The following is a 19,048-nucleotide window of genomic DNA, read 5'->3' on the forward strand; positions in this document are numbered from 1 at the left end:
CTCGATGAGGTCCAGGGGCCGCCCAGAGGGTCTGGGACGAAAGGACTCTCGGATCCGGCGGTGAGGAGTATCGGCGAATCCTCCGAGGATACCTGTTCGCGATCGCGGCGCTCGCTGTCGCCGGATACGGATGGGGGACCTCTGCGGGCCGGTCCTGGGCCTTCGGCGCCTTGCCGATCGCGCTCGTGCTCACCCTGGCGGGCCGGAAGATCCTGCAGTGGCGACTGTCCCGGGGGCGTTCGCAAGGTCGTTGTCTCCGTTCGGTGCTGGTGGCCGGGGACCTCGACGAAGTGCACGAACTCGTCGCGCGTGCCGATTCTCTGCAGCAAGCGGGGTGGCGGGTCGACGGCATCTGCCTTGCGCCCGACGCTTCTGCCGATGCCCGCCCCCTCGCGATCGACGACGTCCCCGTGCTCGGCACGGACGAGAACGTCATCACCATCGTCGAACAGCATCGTTTCGAAGCGGTCGCGCTGTTGCCGTCCGGCCGATGGTCACATCCGAGGATGCGGAACCTGAGCTGGGAACTCGAACGGCTCGGCGCGGACCTGCTCGTCGCCCCTGTGCTCATGGACGTCGTCGGACCGCGCCTGCACATCACCCCGGTCTCGGGGCTACCTCTGCTGCAGTTGAGCGCCCCCTGCTACAGCGGCCCCGCCTGGATCGTGAAGAACGTACTCGACCGGGTCCTGGCGATGCTCATCCTGATGATCTTCGCACCGGTGATGCTGGTCGTCGCTGTCGCGACGAAGGTCGACGGTGCGGGTCCGATTCTGCACTCCCAGGTCCGGGTGGGACGCGGTGGACGCACGTACACCGTATACAAGTTCCGCAACGATCCGGGCGCGAGCCGGATCGCGCGGTTCATCCGCCGGCATTCGCTCGACGGACTTCCACAGCTGGTCAACGTCGTCAAGGGGGACATGTCGCTGGTAGGGCCCCAGCCACCGCTCGGATCCGAGGTCGAGCGGTACGGGAACGATGGCGCCGCGCGCCGGTTGTTCGTCAAACCCGGACTCACCGGACTGTGGCAGGTCAGTCGTCGTGACCATCTCCACTGGGACGAGTCCGTTCGGCTGGATCTGCGCTACATCGAGAACTGGACGCTCCTGATGGATCTGTCGATCCTCCGGCGCACGGTGGGCGCCGTCCTCCGCGGCGACAGTGCGTACTGATCCACACCCTTCTGTTCCGAATTCGATCCCGACCCACGCTTGTCTACGAGAGGCGGACACGATGCTGATGGTCACCGGAGGTGCCGGCTACATAGGAGCGCATGTCGTCAGGTCGTTGCTCCGGGACGGCCATGAGGTCGTCGTCTTGGACGACCTCTCCACCGGACGGCCGGAACTGGTCCCCGACGGTGTGCCGTTGGAGACCGGGGCCGTCTGCGACAGTGCATTCGTGGCCGATGTGCTCGATCTCTACGACGTCGACTCCGTGGTCCACCTCGCCGGTCGGAAGGCCGTGGACGAGTCGACAGCCCGGCCCGGGTACTACTACCGCGAGAACGTCTTCGGGATGTTGAGCATTCTCGAGGCAATGGTGCGTACGGACATGCGGTCGATCGTGTTCTCGTCGAGCGCAGCGGTATACGGCACGACCGACTGCGAGAGGGTCACAGAGAACTCGCCCACGAACCCGGCCTCCCCCTACGGGCGGACGAAGCTGATGTGCGAGTGGATGCTGCGCGACATCGCTGCAGCCGAAGGCATCAGCTGGACGGCCCTGCGGTACTTCAACGTGGCAGGAGCCGGAGAACCGAGTCTCGCGGACAGGGGGGCGCGCAATCTTGTCCCGAAGGTGTTCCAGGCCCTGGACGAGGGTCTACCCCCGACCGTCTACGGAGACGACTACGAGACTCCGGACGGAACATGCATCCGCGACTACATCCATGTCGCAGACCTGGCAGATGCGCACGCGGCCGTGGTGCCGACGACACGGTCCGCACGCACCGCCGCCACCTACAACGTCGGACGCGGGCACGGCGCAAGTGTGCTGGAAGTGATGAGGGCGGTGCAGCGCGCGAGCGGCGTGTGCTTCGACTGGCGGGTCGGTGATCGACGTGCCGGGGATCCGGCGCGGGTGGTGGCCGATGCGGAACGCATGAGCCGAGATCTCGGGTGGCAGGCCCGCCGCGACCTGGACGACATCGTGAGCAGCGCGTGGCAGGCGTGGTCCGGTGCGCGACCCGTGGCCGCCGTGCCGGGTGAGGAGGGTGACACCATCCCGGTCGGAACCTGACCCCCGGTGGAGTCCGACCCCTCGCGGATTCCACCCTCCGAGGCCGGCGCCGACGATCAGGCGGGATCGTCGGCGCCGGTGGGTCTGCCGGTGCATCTGCCGGTGCGTCTACATGGGGTTTTCGTCCCGTATGGAATATGGAGGGGTGCCGTCCGATCGAGAACCCCGACGCTGGCTGTGGCCGGTGGTCCTGCTCAGTGCGCTCGTCGCCGTCGTCTTCGTGGCGGTCGAGTCCGCACTGCACTCACCCCGGCGGCCGTCCGTCGAGATCCCCGACGGCGTTCCACCGGCTCCCGGCCTGCCCGTTCCGCCCATCGACGTGAACGGTCCCGGCCGCACAGCGGCGCAGCTCGCCGACTGGGCCGAATCACAGTCCCGCGAACTGGGCATCCCCACCACCGCACTCGAGGCGTACGGGCACGCGGCGGCCGTCCTGGCGGTCGGCACCCCCGGATGCGGCCTGTCGTGGACGACCCTCGCCGGCATCGGCAACGTGGAGAGCAGCCACGGACGGTTCGGCGGCGCCTCCCTCGGACCCGACGGCAGCGTCTCGCCGCCCATCCGGGGTGTCCCGCTCGACGGCACCAGGGGCAACGCCGAGATCCGCGACACCGACGGTGGCCGCCTCGACGGCGACCCGGTGCTCGACCGGGCGGTCGGGCCGATGCAGTTCATCCCCGAGACCTGGGAACGATGGGGTGCCGACGCGAACGGCGACGGCATCGCCGACCCCGACAACATCGACGACGCGGCTCTGACCGCGGGACGCTATCTGTGCGACCGCGGAGGCGACCTGACCACCGCGGAGGGTTGGACGAACGCCCTGATGGCCTACAACCGCTCCACCGAATACCTGATGCTCGTCCGCGACCGCGCCGCCGCCTACGGCGTGGGAGTGCGGCCGTAGACGGCACCGCGCCGGGCCTCGAGCGCGCCTGTGCCTCACACGCAGGTCGCGACCGTTAGGCTGTCCCCAGCGTGCAGACACCGCAGCGTGACAGTCCATCGAAGGAGAATCAGCCAGTGGCCATCATTGAGCAGGTAGGAGCCCGCGAAATCCTCGACTCCCGTGGCAACCCCACGGTCGAGGTCGAGGTGCTGCTCGAGGACGGAAGTTTCGCCCGCGCTGCGGTGCCGTCGGGCGCCTCCACCGGCGAGCACGAGGCCGTCGAGCTGCGTGACGGCGGCGACCGTTACCTCGGCAAGGGCGTCGAGAAGGCCGTCGAGGCCGTCCTCGCCGAGATCGGCCCGGCCATCATCGGCCTCGACGCCACCGAGCAGCGCACCGTCGACCAGGCCCTCCTCGATGCCGACGGCACCCCCGACAAGGGCCGCCTCGGCGCCAACGCCCTGCTCGGCGCGTCGCTCGCCGTCGCGAAGGCCGGTGCGGAGTCGTCCGGACTCGAGCTGTTCCGCTACGTCGGCGGCCCGAACGCCCACATCCTCCCCGTGCCGATGATGAACATCCTCAACGGTGGCGCCCACGCCGACACAGGCGTCGACGTCCAGGAGTTCATGGTCGCCCCGATCGGCGCCCCGACCTTCAAGGAATCCCTCCGCTGGGGTGCCGAGGTCTACCACTCCCTCAAGTCCGTGCTCAAGAGCAAGGGCCTGGCCACCGGCCTCGGCGACGAGGGCGGCTTCGCCCCCGACGTCGCGGGCACCAAGGCCGCGCTCGACCTGATCAGCGAGGCCATCTCCAAGACCGGCCTGAAGCTGGGCAGCGACGTTGCGCTCGCGCTGGACGTCGCTGCCACCGAGTTCTACACCGAGGGCACCGGCTACAAGTTCGAGGGCCAGAACCGGACGGCCGCCGAGATGGGCGCCTTCTACGCCGAGCTGCTCGGCCAGTACCCGCTGGTCTCCATCGAGGATCCGCTCAGCGAGGACGACTGGGAGGGCTGGGTCGCGCTCACCGAGGAGATCGGCGACAGGATCCAGCTCGTCGGCGACGACCTGTTCGTCACCAACCCCGAGCGCCTCGAGGACGGCATCGTCAAGGGCGCCGCGAACGCGCTGCTCGTGAAGGTCAACCAGATCGGCACCCTCACCGAGACCCTCGACGCCGTCGACCTCGCACACCGCAACGGCTACAAGACGATGATGAGCCACCGGTCCGGCGAGACCGAGGACACCACCATCGCCGATCTCGCCGTCGCCGTCGGCAGCGGACAGATCAAGACCGGCGCGCCCGCCCGCTCCGAGCGTGTCGCCAAGTACAACCAGCTGCTGCGCATCGAGGAGTCCCTCGGTGACGTCGCTCGTTACGCCGGCGAGCTCGCCTTCCCGCGGTTCTCCGTCGAGGGCTGATCGCCGGCATGAGTCAGCGCGGTAGATCCCGTCCCGGAGCGAGGCGCACCCGCACCGAGGGTGTGTCGGGCGTCCGGCGTCCGGGCCGGGTCCGGCCCACGGGATCTACCGCCCCGGCCGAACACTCGGCCGAGAACGCGGGTGCGCGGCCTGCCGGTCGCGAGGACCCCGTTCATTCGTCGCCCGGTCGCGGCCGGCCCGGTGGTTCGGGGCGAGCCCGCCCCACCCGGGTCGGCGCGCCCCGCGACTCCCGCCGCACCCGCACCGAACGCACCGTCCTCGGCCTGTCCACCGGCCGCGCCGTGGTGCTCGCCCTCGTCGTGTGCGGTCTCGCCCTCACCCTCGCGGTGCCGCTGCGCACCTACGTGAGCCAGCGTTCCGAAGCCGAGCAGCTCGCCGCCGAACGCGTGCAGCTCGAACAGGAGATCGCGGCCCTCGCGGAACAGAAGGCCCGCATGGAGGATCCGGCCTGGGTCCGTGCCCAGGCCCGCGAGCGACTGCGGTTCGTCGTCCCCGGCGACATTCCCTACCAGGTGCAACTGCCGGGCGACGCCCCACCCGAACGCGAGGAACGCGAACCCGAGCGGCCGACGACCGGCGCCTGGTACAGCGACCTGTGGTTGTCGGTCTCCGAACCGGCACCCGAACCCGAGCCCGAACCCGTGCCGCAGCAGATGCCTGTGGCACCCCCAGAACCAGGAGATGTTCCCGGGTGACCGATCACGTCACGCAAGAAGACCTCGACGCCGTCGCCGCCCAGCTCGGGCGTGAACCCCGCGGTGTCCTGGCCATCGCCTACCGTTGCCCCGACGGTGCGCCCGGAGTGGTGAAGACCGCGCCCAAGCTGCCCGACGGCACGCCCTTCCCGACGCTCTACTACCTCACCGACCCGCGCCTCACGGCCGAGGCCAGCCGGCAGGAATCGGCCGGGGTCATGAAGGAGATGACGGAACGTCTCGGCACCGACGAGGAACTGGCTGCGGGCTACCTGCGCGCCCACGAGTCGTACCTGGCCGAACGCGACGCGATCGAGTCGCTCGGCACCGACTTCACCGGCGGAGGCATGCCCGAGCGCGTCAAGTGCCTGCACGTGCTGATCGCCCACTCCCTGGCGAAGGGACCGGGCGTCAACCCGCTCGGCGACGAATCCGTCGCTCTCGCAGCCGATGCCGGTCTGCGCGGCACCGCCGTTCCCGCGGACTGGCCCACCTACGCGGAACTGCGCGGAGAAGAGCAGTGAGAGTCGCGGCAGTCGACTGCGGTACCAATTCGATCCGTCTGCTGATCGCCGACGTGGGGGACGACGGCACGCTCACCGACGTCACCCGGCTCATGAAGGTCGTGCGGCTCGGTCAGGGTGTGGACGCCACCGGACGACTCGCCCCGGAAGCGATCGAACGCACGCGGGTCGCTCTGGTGGAGTACGCCGATCTGATCCGCGAGACCGGAGCCACCGCGGTCCGCATGGTGGCCACCTCGGCGACCCGCGACGCGAGCAACCGCGAGGACTTCTTCTCGATGACCCGCGAGGTGCTCGGAGCGGTGATCCCCGGCGCCGAGGCCGAGGTCATCACCGGCGACGAGGAAGCGCGTCTGTCCTTCGCCGGCGCGGTCGGTGAACTCGACTCCGCCCGTGGGCCGTTCGTCGTCGTCGACCTCGGAGGCGGATCCACCGAAGTGGTGCTCGGCGATGCCACCGGAGTGCACGCGGCCTATTCGACGGACATCGGGTGTGTGCGCCTGACCGAGCGGTGCCTGCACGACGATCCGCCCACCGGCGAGCAGGTCGCGCAGGCCCGGCAGGTCGCGGGAGAGAAGATCGGCGAGGCGCTCGAGCGGGTGCCGGTCGAGCAGGCCCGCACCTGGGTGGGCGTCGCCGGCACGATGACCACTCTCGCCGCCCTCGCTCTCGAACTCGACGAATACGACTCGGAGAAGATCCATCTGTCGTCGGTGCCCTTCGATCGTCTGCGTGAGGTGTGCGACGGACTCGTCTCCGCGACCCGCGAGAAGCGCGCTGCGCTCGGCCCCATGCATCCGGGCCGCGTCGACGTCATCGGCGGCGGTGCCATCGTCACCACCGTCCTCGCCGACGAACTCGAACGCCGCGCGGGCATCACGGAACTCGTCGTGAGCGAACACGACATCCTCGACGGAATCGCCATGTCGGTCGCACGCTAGTTTCCGGATCCGTGTGGTGTCGACCCCGGATTCCGGGGTTCGATCCACACGGATCCCGAGCGCGCGCGGCTCCGGACGGTGCGGGGGAGACTTCTCGACGAATGTGTGGTTGACTGTGTCCCGGTCGTAGTTTTTGTTCGCGTCTTGCCACGCTCGCAAATCCTGATTGCGAGCGGATGGTTCTCCTTTCGGAAGTCACCGCATGTGATGACGGCCTGGCTCTGCCGAACTTTCGGCGGAGTTCCGGTACATGACAGAAGGAGACAGACATGGCTGAGGGCATCGTGAAATGGTTCAACTCCGACAAGGGTTTCGGCTTCATCGCCCCCGAGGACGGCAGCGCTGACGTGTTCGCGCACTTCTCGGAGATCCAGTCCGGCGGCTACCGCAGCCTCGAGGAGAACCAGCGTGTGAAGTTCGAGATCGGCCAGGGCGCCAAGGGCCCCCAGGCCACCGGAATCACCGTGATCTGATTCGATCTCCCGTCCCCTCAGGGGATTCGAGACATGCATCGGGCCCGCCTCGCCACGTCGAGGCGGGCCCGATGCATGTCTCGAGCAGGTCGTTCAGCGGTCCTGTACCGCCCGAGCGCCGGTCATGACGTCCCGCAGTTCGACGACGGTGCCAGCCCGGCGAACCTGCCGTCGAGAAAGTCCAGTGCGCCGGGAAGGCCGATCACCGCGGCGGTGATGTGATCCGTATCCGGAGTCGGTTCGGTCTGCACGGGCACACCCGCCTCGCAGTATCTACGCAGGGTCGTGGTGATCGACTGGAGTGGAATCAGTCCATCGGTCGGTGAATGCCATTCGTAGACCGGGGCGTTCGGTACCGCCGCAATCTTCTCGACGCTGTTCTCGTCCAGCACCGCTCTCACGGGTGGACTGTCGAGCAGGGTCATGCCCACCTCGGGGTCGGCGACGTCGGCAATGCTCCTTCCTGCGCCGGCGAGCAGGATCTCGTTGGTGCACGCGTTCGCGATCCGGTCGCGCAGTTCCCGGCCCGAAGCGTTGAGCTGATCGGTGATCGGCATGCGATCCGGGTACTCACGCTCGAGCCCGAGGGCGGCCGCCATAGCCAATCCGAAGGCGGGATGGGCCGATTCGCCGAGGGCCTCCGCCATCTTGCCGATATCCATGGGGACCCCGCCGTAGGCGCTGCCCACGATCGGGATCTCCGGTGCGTAGGTCGGGGCCAGTGCGGCAGCCATCGCCGTCGCCATTCCACCACCGGAATAACCGGCGATCCCCACCGGGCTGTCGGAGAGCCCGAGCGGGGCGTGTCGCTGAGCGGCCCGGATGCCGTCGAGGGTGATCTGCCCGCCCACCTTCGCGGCGCCGTATGCGCTGTTCGGTCCGAGATGATCGGGGATCGCCAGCGACCAGCCGCGCTGGATCGCGACGAGCAGGCCCGGTGATTCCCGGATGCCGCGGAGCGGGTTCTCCGCGTACAGCGCGGTGGACGGCGCGCATTCGAGCCCGAGAGCGTTGATGATCGCCTGATACGAGACGAGCGGACGGCCCGGCGCCCCGCCCTGCGGCGACAGCACGGTCGTCACGGCGGAGATCGGCTCACCGGCGGAGTTCGTCGACCGGAATTTCAACTGCACCGCGTCGGTGTCGGGGAAGCCCAGCGGGGGCGGCACAGCACGCACGGCGAGGATATCGCCGGGCTGCCGATCGGCGATGTCTGCCGGTGTGCCGTAGAAGGAATCGTGCAGGGCTGCGGGGTAGACGATGCTCTCCGCATGCGCGGCAGACGTCGTCGCCAGGGCCGGTATCGCTGCGAGCGTCGCCACTGCTGTCGCGATGCCGAGTCGCCGGGTCCGACACCACGCGGTCGTGAAACGCATCCATCGTCCTTCTCGTCGTGACGGCTGTCCGTTTTGTACACCTTGCGCAGATGTCTACCCTGTCGCGCGGGGCGTGACAACACACGAATCCGGTCGCATCACGCGGCGTGGTGCCGGCAGGTGCAGCGCACCGCCCGTCGCGAGGGGCCACGCTCGCGACCCGGCGCTGTCCCACCCGGATTCGCGCGCTAATGTGATGCCCACGCCCCTATAGCCCAATTGGCAGAGGCAGCGGACTTAAAATCCGCCGAGTGTGGGTTCGAGTCCCACTGGGGGCACTCACTTCCGGTCCCGTATTTCGGACGTTTCTGTGGATCCGGCTCCGCTGGGCGGTGTTCAATACACCGAAACCGATCGGGGGATGCGATGCGCGTGATGGTGGGGGCCGCGGTGGTCGTGGTGGTGGGAAGTGTGCTGACGGCATCGGCGGTGTCGGCGCAACCGGCCGGACGCACCGAGATGCCGTACGTGTCGTCGGCGCCGCTGGCCGGTGAGGTGCTCGGATCGGTGGTGTCCGTTCCCGCCCCGCTACCGCCGGAGGCCGGCCCACGTCCACCGGCCTGTGATCGGTTGTCGTATCTGCGGTGGCGATCGGCGGACGGGCCGGAGCATTCCGCCGACGCCGACCGGATCCTCGTCGCCCAGCCCGGCATCTTCGAGGGGGCGGGCGCGTTCGAGAGCGTCGCGCGCAACACCGTCGCTGCTGCCGCGACGCGCGGTTCCCGCATCGAGTTCTGGGCGCTGGACCGGCGATCGAACTGTCTCGAGGACCACATCGGTACCCGGGCCGCTCTGCGGACCGGTTCGCTCGACACCGCGACCGACTACTACTTCCACGGTGCCGAGGTCGACGGGCAGCGGTTCGGCGGTCACGCGACCGGCCCCGACGTCGCGTGGCTCGCCTCTGTCGGACTGGAACAGACACTGCGCGATCAGTACGACCTGCTACGTCACGAACTTCCGGACCCGGCACTGCGGAAACAGAAAGTGTTGTGCGGCGGGCATTCTCTCGGTGGTTTCGTCACCGGCTACTTCGCGGAGTGGGATTTCGACGGAAATCCGGCGACCACCGACGACGCCGGCTACAACCAGTGCGGTGGGTACTTCGCGCTCGACACGGTGATCAGAGCCGGAGCGCCGTTCCCCGGCCGGGGCGCGCTCCCGGATCTGCCCGACACGGTGTCCGCTCCGCTCGATGCGTTGTCCGGTTCGATCTCCACGGTGTCGCCTGTGCTCGCGCTCCCCGCGGTCATCAACCCGGAGACGACGAATCTGCTGGCACTCACCGGTCTCGCGGCGCGGCTCGACCCGGACGGCATCGACGGCATCGTCCCGCGCATGCCGGACAACCCGAACGTCGATTGGACGTTGCGGACGCTGCTGGCGAGGGATTACGCGATGTTCGTGACCGGTGAGCCGGACGTGCGGACGCTGAACGCCACCAACGAGGCCGTTCTCGGGGCGATCCTCGACGACAATTCGCAACCGCTGGGATTCCTGCAGGCGAGCGTCGGCTTCATCACGGGGGCTCCCGTGCGCGACAAGCTGTTTCCTGTTCCCAGCACCCCGGAGGTGCTCGGTTCGGGGATGTTCGGCGACGCACCCAAGGCGTCGCCGGAAGTCTTCGCCGATCCGGCGGTCGTCTACCGCTGGCTCGACTACGACGAGGTGGGCACGGCGGCGTCGTCACCCGACGAGGCGCGGTACACCGATCGGGGGAGCGAGGTGACCTCGATCGCGGAGCTGGCGCGGAATCTGTCGGAGCCGCCACTGGATTTCACCGAGTGGTACTTCCCGTCGAAGCTGCCGTTCGACCTCGCGTCCGCAACCCGTTTCGAGGGGCATCTCCACCGCGACGCCGTCACCCGGAATCCCGTCGTGACACTGCTCGCGGGAGGTGGGATCACGGTTCCGGAGACGAATCATCCGAACGAACGCAGGGTGACACTTCCGGGCTACAACCACATCGACGTGCTCACCGCATCGGCGGTTCAGAACGACGGGCGACCCGAGCAGGTGTCCCAGGCGCTGGCCGACTTCGCAGTCGACTGATCCCGGTGCCGGTCGTCCGGATCAGGCGCCGCGGGCCGAGAAGATGGAGGTGTAGTCGTGGGGACCGGTGTTCTCGGCGACGACGGCGACGGGTTCGCGCTCGATCTCTGCCTCGGGGCTCGTGGGGGCGAGGAAGATGGGACCGTCGAATTCTTTGTTCTGGCTCATGGCCGTCCTTTCGGGTGCGGTCGGGTAGACCCCGACCATCGAGGGCAGTGCGAAGAAGAGGGGCCGCGGTACACGCGGCGGAAGACTCTCACGTTCGGCTCGTAACCTTCGGGCACTGTCGGTGCGAGGTAGCTCACGGAGTGCGAGCCGAGCGTTGGTCCCACCCTACACCAGAGCGCTCCGGCAACGTTTGATCGGCGAGTCGGACGGGAAGCCCCACGTCATGGCTACCTATCGAGTGATCGACCCCACCGGTAACGTCGTGGACACCAAGGAAATCGAGAGTGCGGACGACGCGCACGCCTGGTTCGTCGACCAGCGCGCGGACAACAGCGAACTCGGTTGGCGCATGGAGGCGCAGAACGAGCAGGACGGCACCTGGCACTTCTTCGACGACACCGAGGGCACCACGCAGTAGGCATCCACACACGCGCGGTGCCGGTAGTCGTGACTACCGGCACCGCGTGGGTCGGACTACTTCTTGAAGGCGTTCTTGACGTCGTCCACGGCGTCCGAAACCTTGTCGCCGGCCTGCTTCAGACCGCTCGAGGCCTGATCGCCCCGGCCTTCGGCTTCGAGATCACGGTCGCCGGTCGCCTGACCGGTGTTCTCCTTGATCTTGCCGCCTGCTTCTTCTGCCTTGTGCTTTGCCTTGTCGACGAAGTCGGCCATCGGTCCTCCTCTGTCATCGAACGTTCTCGGTCGTCGGACGTTGCCTCAACGGAGTACCCGCCCCGAACCGAGCGAAAACGACCATGGCGTGCCCCGGCGTGCCAGACTGCGGAAACAGAGAGCCAGGAGGAGATCGATGTCGCATCCCACCAGCCCCGGCCCCGAGGACGACGATCCGATCAGTGACGCTCCCGACGCCGATCCCGAACTCGTACGTGACGGCTCGGTGCAACGTCGACGATCCGCCGGCGGGGTGATCGTCGCGATACTGGCGGTCGTCCTGGTTCTGGTGCTGCTCGTCGTCCTGCTCTGAGCACCCGGCGCGAAATCAGAGCCAGTCGCGTCGCTTGAACTGGACGTACAGCACGATCGCCGAGACGGCGATGATCACGGCACCGGTCACCATGCCCCAGACCTGACCGAAACCCGGATAGGGCACGTTCATGCCGTACCACCCGGTGATGGCGGTGGGCACCGCGATGATCGCCGCCCATCCGGTCAGCTTCTTCATCACGATGTTCAGGTGGGAGTCCTGCAAGGACAGATTCGTCTCGAAGATGGAATCGACCATGTCGCGGAGCGAATCGGTCCATTCCGCCGCTCGCATCACGTGGTCGTAGAGGTCGTTGTACCAGCTGTCGAGTTCGGGATGGCGGTTCTGTTCGGCGCGGGTCCGGGCCACGGCGTTGACGATCTCCCGCATCGGGAGCACGACGCGCCGCAACTGCACGAGTTCCTTCCGGAGGCGGTAGACCCGGCGCTGGATCATCCGTGTGGAGACCTGGTCGTCGAACAGGTAGTCCTCGACCCCTTCCGCCGCATCGTCGAGTATCTGGATCGTCTCGAACTGTCCGTCGACGACGGTGTCCAGCAGCCCGTGCACCAGTGCTCCGGGACCGTACTGCAGCAGATCCGAGTGCTCGTCCCAGCGACGTACCACTTCGTCGATGTCGTGGGGGGTTCCACGGCGCACCGTGACGACACCGCGAGGCAGGACGAACGCCGAGATTCTCGTGGTGCGCAAGCGGGATTCGTGGCCCCGCTCGATGTCGTCGTCCCCGTCCCAGGACAGGTGGGTGGCGTACACCGTGAGGAAGGTGTGGGTGGAGTATCGGGTCGCCTTGGTCCGTTCACCCTGAGCAAGGGAGTCCTCGACCGCGAGCGGATCGAGATTCCATTCGCCGGCGAGTTCGAGCAGATGTGCTTGCTCGGGGTTCCACAGGTCCACCCACACCAGGGAGTCCTCGTCGGCGAGATATCCCGCGACGTCGGAGAGCGGAAAGCCGTCGTCGACGAGTTTGCCGTCGGTCCATCGCCGGGTCCGGATGGGAATTTCCTCGAGGTCCGTCATGCCGCGAGTGTCCCCGAAATCCGAGTTCTTCACACCACGGGCCTGTTCTCCGACTCTGCGAGCCGGGTGACGCGCGCGAGGAACTGCTCGTCGACGGGGGGCCACTCGTCCGGCCGGTCGTTCTCCCTCATCCGCCGGTGGAGAGCGGCGAGGACGCGTGCCGTCCGCGGACCTCCGTCCACCGGAAACCGCACCATCCCGCGTGATGCGCACTCGTCGACCACCGCGGCGAGCGTGCGCTCGGCCTCCTCCGTGCGTCCGGCGGCATGCAGGCAGCACACGAGCAGTCCTCTCGCCTGCAGGTGTGCGCGGGGACGCACTCCCTCGGTGCGGCGTACCCACCGCTGTGCCCATTCGACCGCGCGTTCCACCGCCTCCGGCTCGTCGCTCTCGCAGAGCAGGCGGATCGCCGTCGCGTCCTCGAGCTGACGGGTGATCTCCACCGTGCCGTCCGGATCGGGACGGTCGGACTCGGGCACACGACGTGCCGGTACGGGAACCGTGCCGAGCCCCAGTCTCAGGCGCTCGTTCTCGATCCGTGCCCGCAACCGGGGAAGATCGTTGATCGCTGCTGCGCACAGTCCTTCCTCCAGGAGTTGCCCCGCGGATTCCCGGTCGTGCCGCAGCACCTTCAGGCGCGCCGAGGTGACCACCCGGGCGATCATGAAATCGGTTGCCCCACCTTCGATGCCCAGTCTGTTGCTCTCGTCGATCAGGGTCTCGGCTTCGTCGATCCGGCCCTGCTCGTAGAGCAGTTCGCCGAGCATCGCTGCCGCGAGGCGGCCCGAATGCGTATGGATGCCGCCGGTGCGCCGTGCCCGCAGCAAGGCCGAGCGGAAGTACTCTTCCGCGCGGGCGACGTCGAGTTGTTCACCGACCGCGATCCCGCACAGGCATTGCCCGTAGATCGACGTGAACGGGCCTCGGGTCTCGTGGTGGAAGGGCGCCGCCCATTCCTGCATGCGGACGGCCTCGTCGAAGTCGAAGCGGAAGATCTCGGCGTAGGAGGCGAAGACCGCGGCCGCCGCGACGACCCAGGGATGCACAGCCCCCGGATCGTCGAGGCACGGCGCGACGAGTTCGTCGATCCCCTGCAGAATGTCGGCGTTCATGAGGACCGCCGCTTCGGCGGCGTCGGCCTCCACACGCAGAGCGTGGGGGTCCTGCCCGGCGGTGACGCCGCGATCCAGGAGTTCGCGTACGGCGGCGAGCGCGCTGCGGGCGCGATCCAGTCGTTGCGCCGCGGTGTTCGCCCATGCCTGCGCCAACAGGAGCCGGGGCTCACGGGCCACGGAGCGGGGCGGCAACCGGTCGATCAGCGCGAGCAGGGGAGCGATGTGACCGTGCTCCATCAGGTACATGCCGTCCGAGGCGAGCAGGTCCACCGCGAAGTCGGTGTCGCCGAGCTCCAAGGCGTGATCCACCGCTTCGGGCAGCATGCGATGGGCTGCGAACCAGGTTGCGGCCGTGCGGTGCAGGCCGGCGATCCTCTCGGGATGATCTCGTTCGAGTCGTCGCCGCAGGAAGTCGAGGAACATCTGGTGGTACCGGAACCAGATACGTTCGTCGTCGACGTGGCGGACGAAGAGATCGCGTGCCTCCGCTTCCTCGAGCATCGCCTGGCTGCGTGGATCACCGGTCAATGCTGCGGCCAGACTGCCACTGACGGATTCGGTGATGCACGTGGACAACAGGAATTCGTACATTCGCGGTTCGAGCGTCGAGAGCACGTTGTCGGCGAGGAATTCCTCGATCGCGTGGTGCCGGCCGGTGATGTTCTCGATCATCCACGACGGATCGTCGCTGGTGCGCAACGACAACGACGCGAGTTGCAAGGCTGCCACCCAGCCGTCGGTGGTCCTGTTCAGTTCGTGGACGTCCGCCGGGGCGAGATCGATGCCACTCACGCCGCGCAGGAAAGAGCTCGACTCGTCCACGTCGAATCGCAATGCTTCCGAATCGATTTCGACCAGCTCGTCCTTGACGCGCATACGACTCGCGGGGAGACCGGAACGGTTGCGGCTCATCACGACGAGGTGCAGATGGTGGCAGCCCTTCTCGAGCAGGAAGTCCAGCGCGGCGATCGTCCCGGGTGAGGTGACGCGGTGCCAATCGTCGATGAACAGTGTTGCCGCGGTGTCGGTGCGGTGGAGATCGTCGATCAACGTGTACAACACGTAGCGTTCTGCGTCCTGTCCGTGCGCGTCGAGGATCCTGGAGAGTTCGCGTGTCGACGAGGAACCGACCTCCTTCATCGCCTCGACCAGATGCGTGAGGAACCACAGCACGTTGTCGTCGTCACTGTCGACCGTCAACCAGGCGACGGGCACCCCGTCCGCCGCGAGTGCATCGCGCCACTGCGAGGCCAGGGTGGACTTCCCGAAGCCGGTGGGGGCGTGGATGGCGGTCAGGCGGCGGCGCCGTCCGGCGCGCAGCTGTGAGATCAGCCGGCTGCGTTCGACGAGGGGCCGTGTGGTCGAGGGCGGACGGAACCGGGTCGACGGTGTGACGGATCCGGGTCGACGGTGTGACGGATCCGTCCGCGCGATCGGGCAGTGCTCCCGACCTGTGATCGGTGGCAGGAAGATCCGGCGGGGCCGCGGGCGGATCCGGCGGGGGAGGCCCCGGCAGCGCCATGGTGTCGACCGGCAGGCCGTGCGCCCGCTGGATGTTCCGGAGGACGTCCCCGAAGGCGGCGGCGGTCTGCGGCCGGTCCTCGGGCTCGGGGGCCATACCGCGCTCGAGTGCATCGCACAGGTCGTCGGGAACACCTTCACCCCGCAGATCGGGAACAGGCTCGGAGGTGATGCGCAGGAACTGCGCGACGACCTTCTCGCCTTTCTTCCGCTCGAAGGCTGCGTGCCCGGTGATCGCGGCGAACAGGGTGGCGGCGAGGCCGTAGACGTCGGCTGCGGGTGTGGGGGCCCGGCCTCGCAGCACTTCCGGGGCCGTGAACGCCGGGGATCCGGTGATCTCACCGTCCGAGGTGCGGAATCCGTCGCCGATCCGCGCGATGCCGAAATCGGTGAGTTGCGGCTCTCCGTATTCGGTGAGGAGGATGTTCGCGGGTTTGACGTCGCGGTGCAGGACGTCGGATCGGTGGGCCGTCTCCAGCGCGCCGGCCAGCTTGACGCCCAACCGGACAGCTTCGGCCCACGAGAGGGTGCCGTGCCGGCGGACACGGGTGTCCAGCGAGTCGTGAGGGTGATAGGGCATCACCAGGTACGGAAGACCGTCGTCCGTGACACCCGTCTGCAGCACGGTGACGATGTGCGGATGCCCCGACACACGTCCCATCGCCCGCTGTTCACGCAGGAACCGCTCGAGATTCGTCGGGTCGGGACTCCGCCGGAGCACCTTCACAGCGACATCCCGGTCGAGTGATTCCTGCCTGCAGCGGTAGACCACGCCGAAGCCGCCACGGCCGATCACCTCGGCATCGGAGAAGCCCGCGTCGTGGAGCGCGCGGACGATGTCGGTCTCGGTCACGTCGACGGTCGGTGATCGTCGGGTGGCCGGATCGTTGTCGGACATCGGCGCCACCTCGGGAAGCGGTTTCCCCACAATAGTCCCCGGATCTGCACGCCCGCTGAATATCCTGCGTCGCCCCTGGTCTACCGTGGTCCGGCCGGACCACGGTGCATCACCGGGAACGGTCAAACGACACTGCGACCAGAAGTGGGACATAGATGAAGAAGACTCTCGCGGCGCTGTTCGGTGCAGGTGTGGTCCTGCTGGCGGCGGCGTGTGGATCCTCCGACGGATCCGACTCGGCCGAGGAGACCACCACCACCACGAGTACCTCGGCAGCCGCCGAAGCCGGCAGCACGGGCACCACCGTCGAGCTCGGCAAGAGCTACGAGGAGAACTGCGAGGCGTTGCTGCCCTACCTCGACGAGCTCGAGGAGTGGGGCCAGGACCGTGCGGCAGCCGCCCAGGCCGTCGCGGACGCCCAGCAGCAGCTCCCGGCGTGGCAGGATCTCGGGGAAGACGAGCAGGCCGACACCCTGCGTGCCATCGAGAACGCCGGCCAGGGGAAGTGCTGACAGCCGAGTGCTGATGGATGAGTTGTTCGACAGGTTGCGGCGCTTCCCGGACGTGGAAGCGCCCAATCTGTTCGCAGTAGACGGTGCCGACCGGTTGATCCTCGACGAGGCCGCTCCCGCGCTCGACGCCGCGGCTCCCGGGACCGTGATCGTCGTCGACGACAGGTACGGAGCCCTCACGCTCGGGACCGCGGTGCGCCACGACGTCGGCCTCCTGCGTGTCCATCAGGACTCGATCGTGGGTGAGCGATCCCTCGCGGCCAACGCCGATCGGGAAGGGCTCACGGATCGTTACCGGTCCTGTGCCCTCGACGAGGAGTTGCTCGCCGGGGCGCGCGTCGTTCTGTTGCGCCTCCCGCGCTCGCTGTCCGCGCTCACCGAGATCGCCGAGATCGTCGCACGCAGTGCCGACCCCGGGGTCGTCGTGTTCGCCGGCGGACGTGACAAGCACATCAGCCGCGCGATGAACGACGTACTCGGTGCGTCCTTCGCCGACGTCCGTGCCTCGCGGGGCCGGCAGAAGTCACGCGTGCTCACGGCGCGCGGTGCCCGGCCCGGGCCCGCCTCGTTTCCCGTTCGCGAGAGTCTCCCCGAACTCGACCTGACCGTCGTCGCGCACGGGTCCGTCTTCGCCGGCCCCCGCCTGGACATCGGCACCCGTTTCCTCCTCGACTTCCTTCCCCGCATCGATCGTGGTGCGCAGCTCGCAGTCGATCTCGGCTGCGGCACCGGCATCCTCGCCGCGATGGTCGCCCGGCAGCTCCCGACCGCCAGGGTGATCGCCACCGACCAGTCGGCCGCGGCCGTGACCTCCGCCGCGGAGACGGCTGCCGCGAACGGCCTGTCCGATCGCATCGAGACGCTCCGCGACGACGCCGCAGCGTCGATTCCCTCGGGGTCGGTCGACCTCGTCGTGTGCAACCCGCCCTTCCACGTCGGCGCGACCGTGCACACCGGCGCAGCGCACAGGATGTTCGCCGCTGCCGCCCGGATCCTGCGCCCGGGAGGGGAGATGTGGACGGTCTACAACCGTCATCTCGACTACCGTCCGGCGTTGTCCGGGGTCGTCGGTACCACCCGAGTCGAGGGCCGGAACCGCAAGTTCACCGTGACCCGCTCGGTGCGTAACCGGTAGAGTCCGATTCGTCCGAGGTTTCTCGACGATTCGGGAACTCGTGAGGTTGCCTCCTCGTTGAACGGACAGAAGCGACCACAAGAAGGGAAGTGCACGGTGCGCACCACCAGTAACCCGGTGTTCCGCAACCTGCCCAAGCAAGAGGGCGGCGGATACGCCACGTTCGGCTCTGCGACGGCGGGCGCCGCGCAGGTCACTCAGCAATTCGGTCAGCCGCAGACGGATCCGTGGGCACGCCCCACCGACCAGCGGACGATGACCATCGACGACGTCGTCACCAAGACCGGCATCACGCTCGGTGTGCTCGCCGTCTCGGCACTCATCTCCTACGTGCTGGTCAACTCCAACGTCGGCCTGGCAGCTCCGTTCGTCATCGGCGGCGGTCTGATCGGTCTCGTCCTCGTGCTGGTCGCGACGTTCGGCCGCAAGATGGACAACCCGGCGATCGTCCTCGCCTACGCGGTGGCGGAAGGCTTCTTCCTCGGCGCGCTGTCGTTCATGTTCACCGACATCACGTTCGGTGGCGCGGGCGGCGCGACCCTGATCGCGCAGGCCGTCCTCGGTACCTTCGGCGTGTTCTTCGGCATGCTCGTCGTGTACCGCACCGGCGCCATCCGCGTCACGCCGCGCCTGACCCGCATGATCGTCGGCGCCCTCGTCGGTGTCCTGGTCCTGGCGCTGGGCAACCTCATCGCCGGCTTCTTCATCGACGGTGGCCTGGGCCTGCGCGACGGCGGCCCGATCGCCATCATCTTCAGCCTCGTGTGCATCGGCATCGCGGCGTTCAGCTTCCTGCTGGACTTCGACTCCGCAGATCAGCTGATCCGCGCACAGGCCCCGGAGAAGGCCGCCTGGGGTGTCGCCCTCGGCCTGACCGTCACCTTGGTGTGGCTGTACGTCGAGATCCTGCGACTGCTCAGCTACTTCCAGAACGACTAGTCGTTCGCAGCACGACGGACCCCGGGCGTACAGCCCGGGGTCCGTCGTCGTTTACCGGCACGCATGCACCGTCACCGACCCTCGACGCGCGACGTGGGAAC

Annotated in this window: 17 protein-coding genes, 1 tRNA gene and 2 pseudogenes; 15 read left to right on the forward strand and 5 right to left on the reverse strand. The window is 68.0% G+C overall.

The genetic code is table 11. The annotated features are described in order from the left end of the window. Positions 1 to 38: 38 nt before the first annotated feature. The 8 genes and pseudogenes from AC0LPE_RS05515 to AC0LPE_RS05550 all read left to right on the forward strand — a co-directional run. Positions 39 to 1,175 (forward strand): annotated as a pseudogene (locus AC0LPE_RS05515) (sugar transferase); the annotation flags it as partial. Between the two features lie 67 nt (positions 1,176 to 1,242). Further along, positions 1,243 to 2,244 (forward strand): UDP-glucose 4-epimerase GalE, encoded by a 1,002-nt coding sequence (gene galE, locus AC0LPE_RS05520; protein WP_490606311.1) that lies wholly within the window; start codon positions 1,243 to 1,245, stop codon positions 2,242 to 2,244. A 184-nt stretch (positions 2,245 to 2,428) separates the two neighbouring features. Further along, entirely contained in the window at positions 2,429 to 3,151 is a 723-nt protein-coding gene (locus tag AC0LPE_RS05525; protein ID WP_430716220.1) for a lytic transglycosylase domain-containing protein, read from the forward strand. Positions 3,152 to 3,267: 116 nt separating this feature from the next. Then, positions 3,268 to 4,554: a phosphopyruvate hydratase gene (gene eno, locus AC0LPE_RS05530; protein WP_016694026.1), complete on the forward strand. Its 1,287-nt coding sequence runs from the start codon at positions 3,268 to 3,270 to the stop codon at positions 4,552 to 4,554. An 8-nt stretch (positions 4,555 to 4,562) separates the two neighbouring features. Next, complete coding sequence (locus AC0LPE_RS05535; protein WP_490605760.1) at positions 4,563 to 5,270, forward strand: FtsB family cell division protein; 708 nt, start codon at positions 4,563 to 4,565, stop codon at positions 5,268 to 5,270. Next, positions 5,267 to 5,794: a DUF501 domain-containing protein gene (locus AC0LPE_RS05540; protein WP_490605761.1), complete on the forward strand. Its 528-nt coding sequence runs from the start codon at positions 5,267 to 5,269 to the stop codon at positions 5,792 to 5,794. The genes AC0LPE_RS05535 and AC0LPE_RS05540 overlap by 4 nt, the downstream gene beginning before the upstream one ends. Then, positions 5,791 to 6,735 (forward strand): Ppx/GppA phosphatase family protein, encoded by a 945-nt coding sequence (locus tag AC0LPE_RS05545; protein ID WP_490605762.1) that lies wholly within the window; start codon positions 5,791 to 5,793, stop codon positions 6,733 to 6,735. Before AC0LPE_RS05540 ends, AC0LPE_RS05545 begins: the two co-directional genes overlap by 4 nt. Before the next feature lie 269 nt (positions 6,736 to 7,004). Further along, positions 7,005 to 7,208, forward strand: coding sequence for a cold-shock protein (locus AC0LPE_RS05550; RefSeq protein WP_241385381.1), 204 nt, complete (start codon positions 7,005 to 7,007; stop codon positions 7,206 to 7,208). A 122-nt stretch (positions 7,209 to 7,330) separates the two neighbouring features. Here AC0LPE_RS05550 and AC0LPE_RS05555 read toward each other — a convergent pair whose 3' ends face one another. Continuing rightward, entirely contained in the window at positions 7,331 to 8,584 is a 1,254-nt protein-coding gene (locus AC0LPE_RS05555) for a lipase family protein (RefSeq protein WP_430716213.1), read from the reverse strand. 204 nt (positions 8,585 to 8,788) lie between these two features. Here AC0LPE_RS05555 and AC0LPE_RS05560 point away from each other — a divergent pair. Together AC0LPE_RS05560 and AC0LPE_RS05565 are read left to right on the forward strand one after the other, a co-directional pair. Continuing rightward, positions 8,789 to 8,862 (forward strand) — tRNA-Leu (locus AC0LPE_RS05560). 88 nt (positions 8,863 to 8,950) lie between these two features. Continuing rightward, on the forward strand, positions 8,951 to 10,636 hold the full coding sequence (locus AC0LPE_RS05565; protein WP_490605763.1) for a hypothetical protein: 1,686 nt from the start codon (positions 8,951 to 8,953) through the stop codon (positions 10,634 to 10,636). Between the two features lie 21 nt (positions 10,637 to 10,657). On the opposite strand, the gene AC0LPE_RS05570 is transcribed toward AC0LPE_RS05565, so the two are convergent. Beyond that, the gene (locus AC0LPE_RS05570; protein WP_241385378.1) at positions 10,658 to 10,804 is read right to left on the reverse strand and encodes a hypothetical protein; all 147 of its coding nucleotides are present in this window, start codon (positions 10,802 to 10,804) and stop codon (positions 10,658 to 10,660) included. Between the two features lie 223 nt (positions 10,805 to 11,027). On the opposite strand from AC0LPE_RS05570, the gene AC0LPE_RS05575 reads away from it, so the two are divergent. After that, a complete protein-coding gene (locus AC0LPE_RS05575; protein WP_241385377.1) occupies positions 11,028 to 11,222 on the forward strand; it encodes a hypothetical protein in 195 nt (64 codons plus the stop codon). A gap of 56 nt (positions 11,223 to 11,278) precedes the next feature. Here AC0LPE_RS05575 and AC0LPE_RS05580 read toward each other — a convergent pair whose 3' ends face one another. Continuing rightward, positions 11,279 to 11,476: a CsbD family protein gene (locus AC0LPE_RS05580; RefSeq protein ID WP_241385376.1), complete on the reverse strand. Its 198-nt coding sequence runs from the start codon at positions 11,474 to 11,476 to the stop codon at positions 11,279 to 11,281. A gap of 136 nt (positions 11,477 to 11,612) precedes the next feature. Between AC0LPE_RS05580 and AC0LPE_RS05585 the strand changes: the two genes are divergently transcribed. Further along, complete coding sequence (locus AC0LPE_RS05585; protein WP_430716211.1) at positions 11,613 to 11,789, forward strand: hypothetical protein; 177 nt, start codon at positions 11,613 to 11,615, stop codon at positions 11,787 to 11,789. Positions 11,790 to 11,804: 15 nt separating this feature from the next. Here AC0LPE_RS05585 and AC0LPE_RS05590 read toward each other — a convergent pair whose 3' ends face one another. Together AC0LPE_RS05590 and AC0LPE_RS05595 are read right to left on the reverse strand one after the other, a co-directional pair. Continuing rightward, positions 11,805 to 12,827 (reverse strand): magnesium transporter CorA family protein, encoded by a 1,023-nt coding sequence (locus tag AC0LPE_RS05590; protein WP_241385374.1) that lies wholly within the window; start codon positions 12,825 to 12,827, stop codon positions 11,805 to 11,807. A gap of 29 nt (positions 12,828 to 12,856) precedes the next feature. Then, positions 12,857 to 16,361 (reverse strand): annotated as a pseudogene (locus AC0LPE_RS05595) (protein kinase domain-containing protein). Positions 16,362 to 16,516: 155 nt separating this feature from the next. On the opposite strand from AC0LPE_RS05595, the gene AC0LPE_RS05600 reads away from it, so the two are divergent. The 3 genes from AC0LPE_RS05600 (at position 16,517) to AC0LPE_RS05610 (ending at position 18,947) form a co-directional block, all read left to right on the forward strand. Then, positions 16,517 to 16,873, forward strand: a complete 357-nt coding sequence (locus AC0LPE_RS05600; RefSeq protein ID WP_241385372.1) for a hypothetical protein — start codon at positions 16,517 to 16,519, stop codon at positions 16,871 to 16,873. A gap of 13 nt (positions 16,874 to 16,886) precedes the next feature. After that, entirely contained in the window at positions 16,887 to 18,008 is a 1,122-nt protein-coding gene (locus AC0LPE_RS05605; protein ID WP_430716209.1) for a class I SAM-dependent methyltransferase, read from the forward strand. A 96-nt stretch (positions 18,009 to 18,104) separates the two neighbouring features. Continuing rightward, positions 18,105 to 18,947 carry a Bax inhibitor-1/YccA family protein gene (locus AC0LPE_RS05610; RefSeq protein WP_016691266.1) on the forward strand — a complete coding sequence of 281 codons (843 nt, stop codon included), beginning with the start codon at positions 18,105 to 18,107 and terminating at the stop codon, positions 18,945 to 18,947. Positions 18,948 to 19,048 lie beyond the last annotated feature (101 nt).

The organism is Rhodococcus sp. S3, from assembly GCF_058211795.1.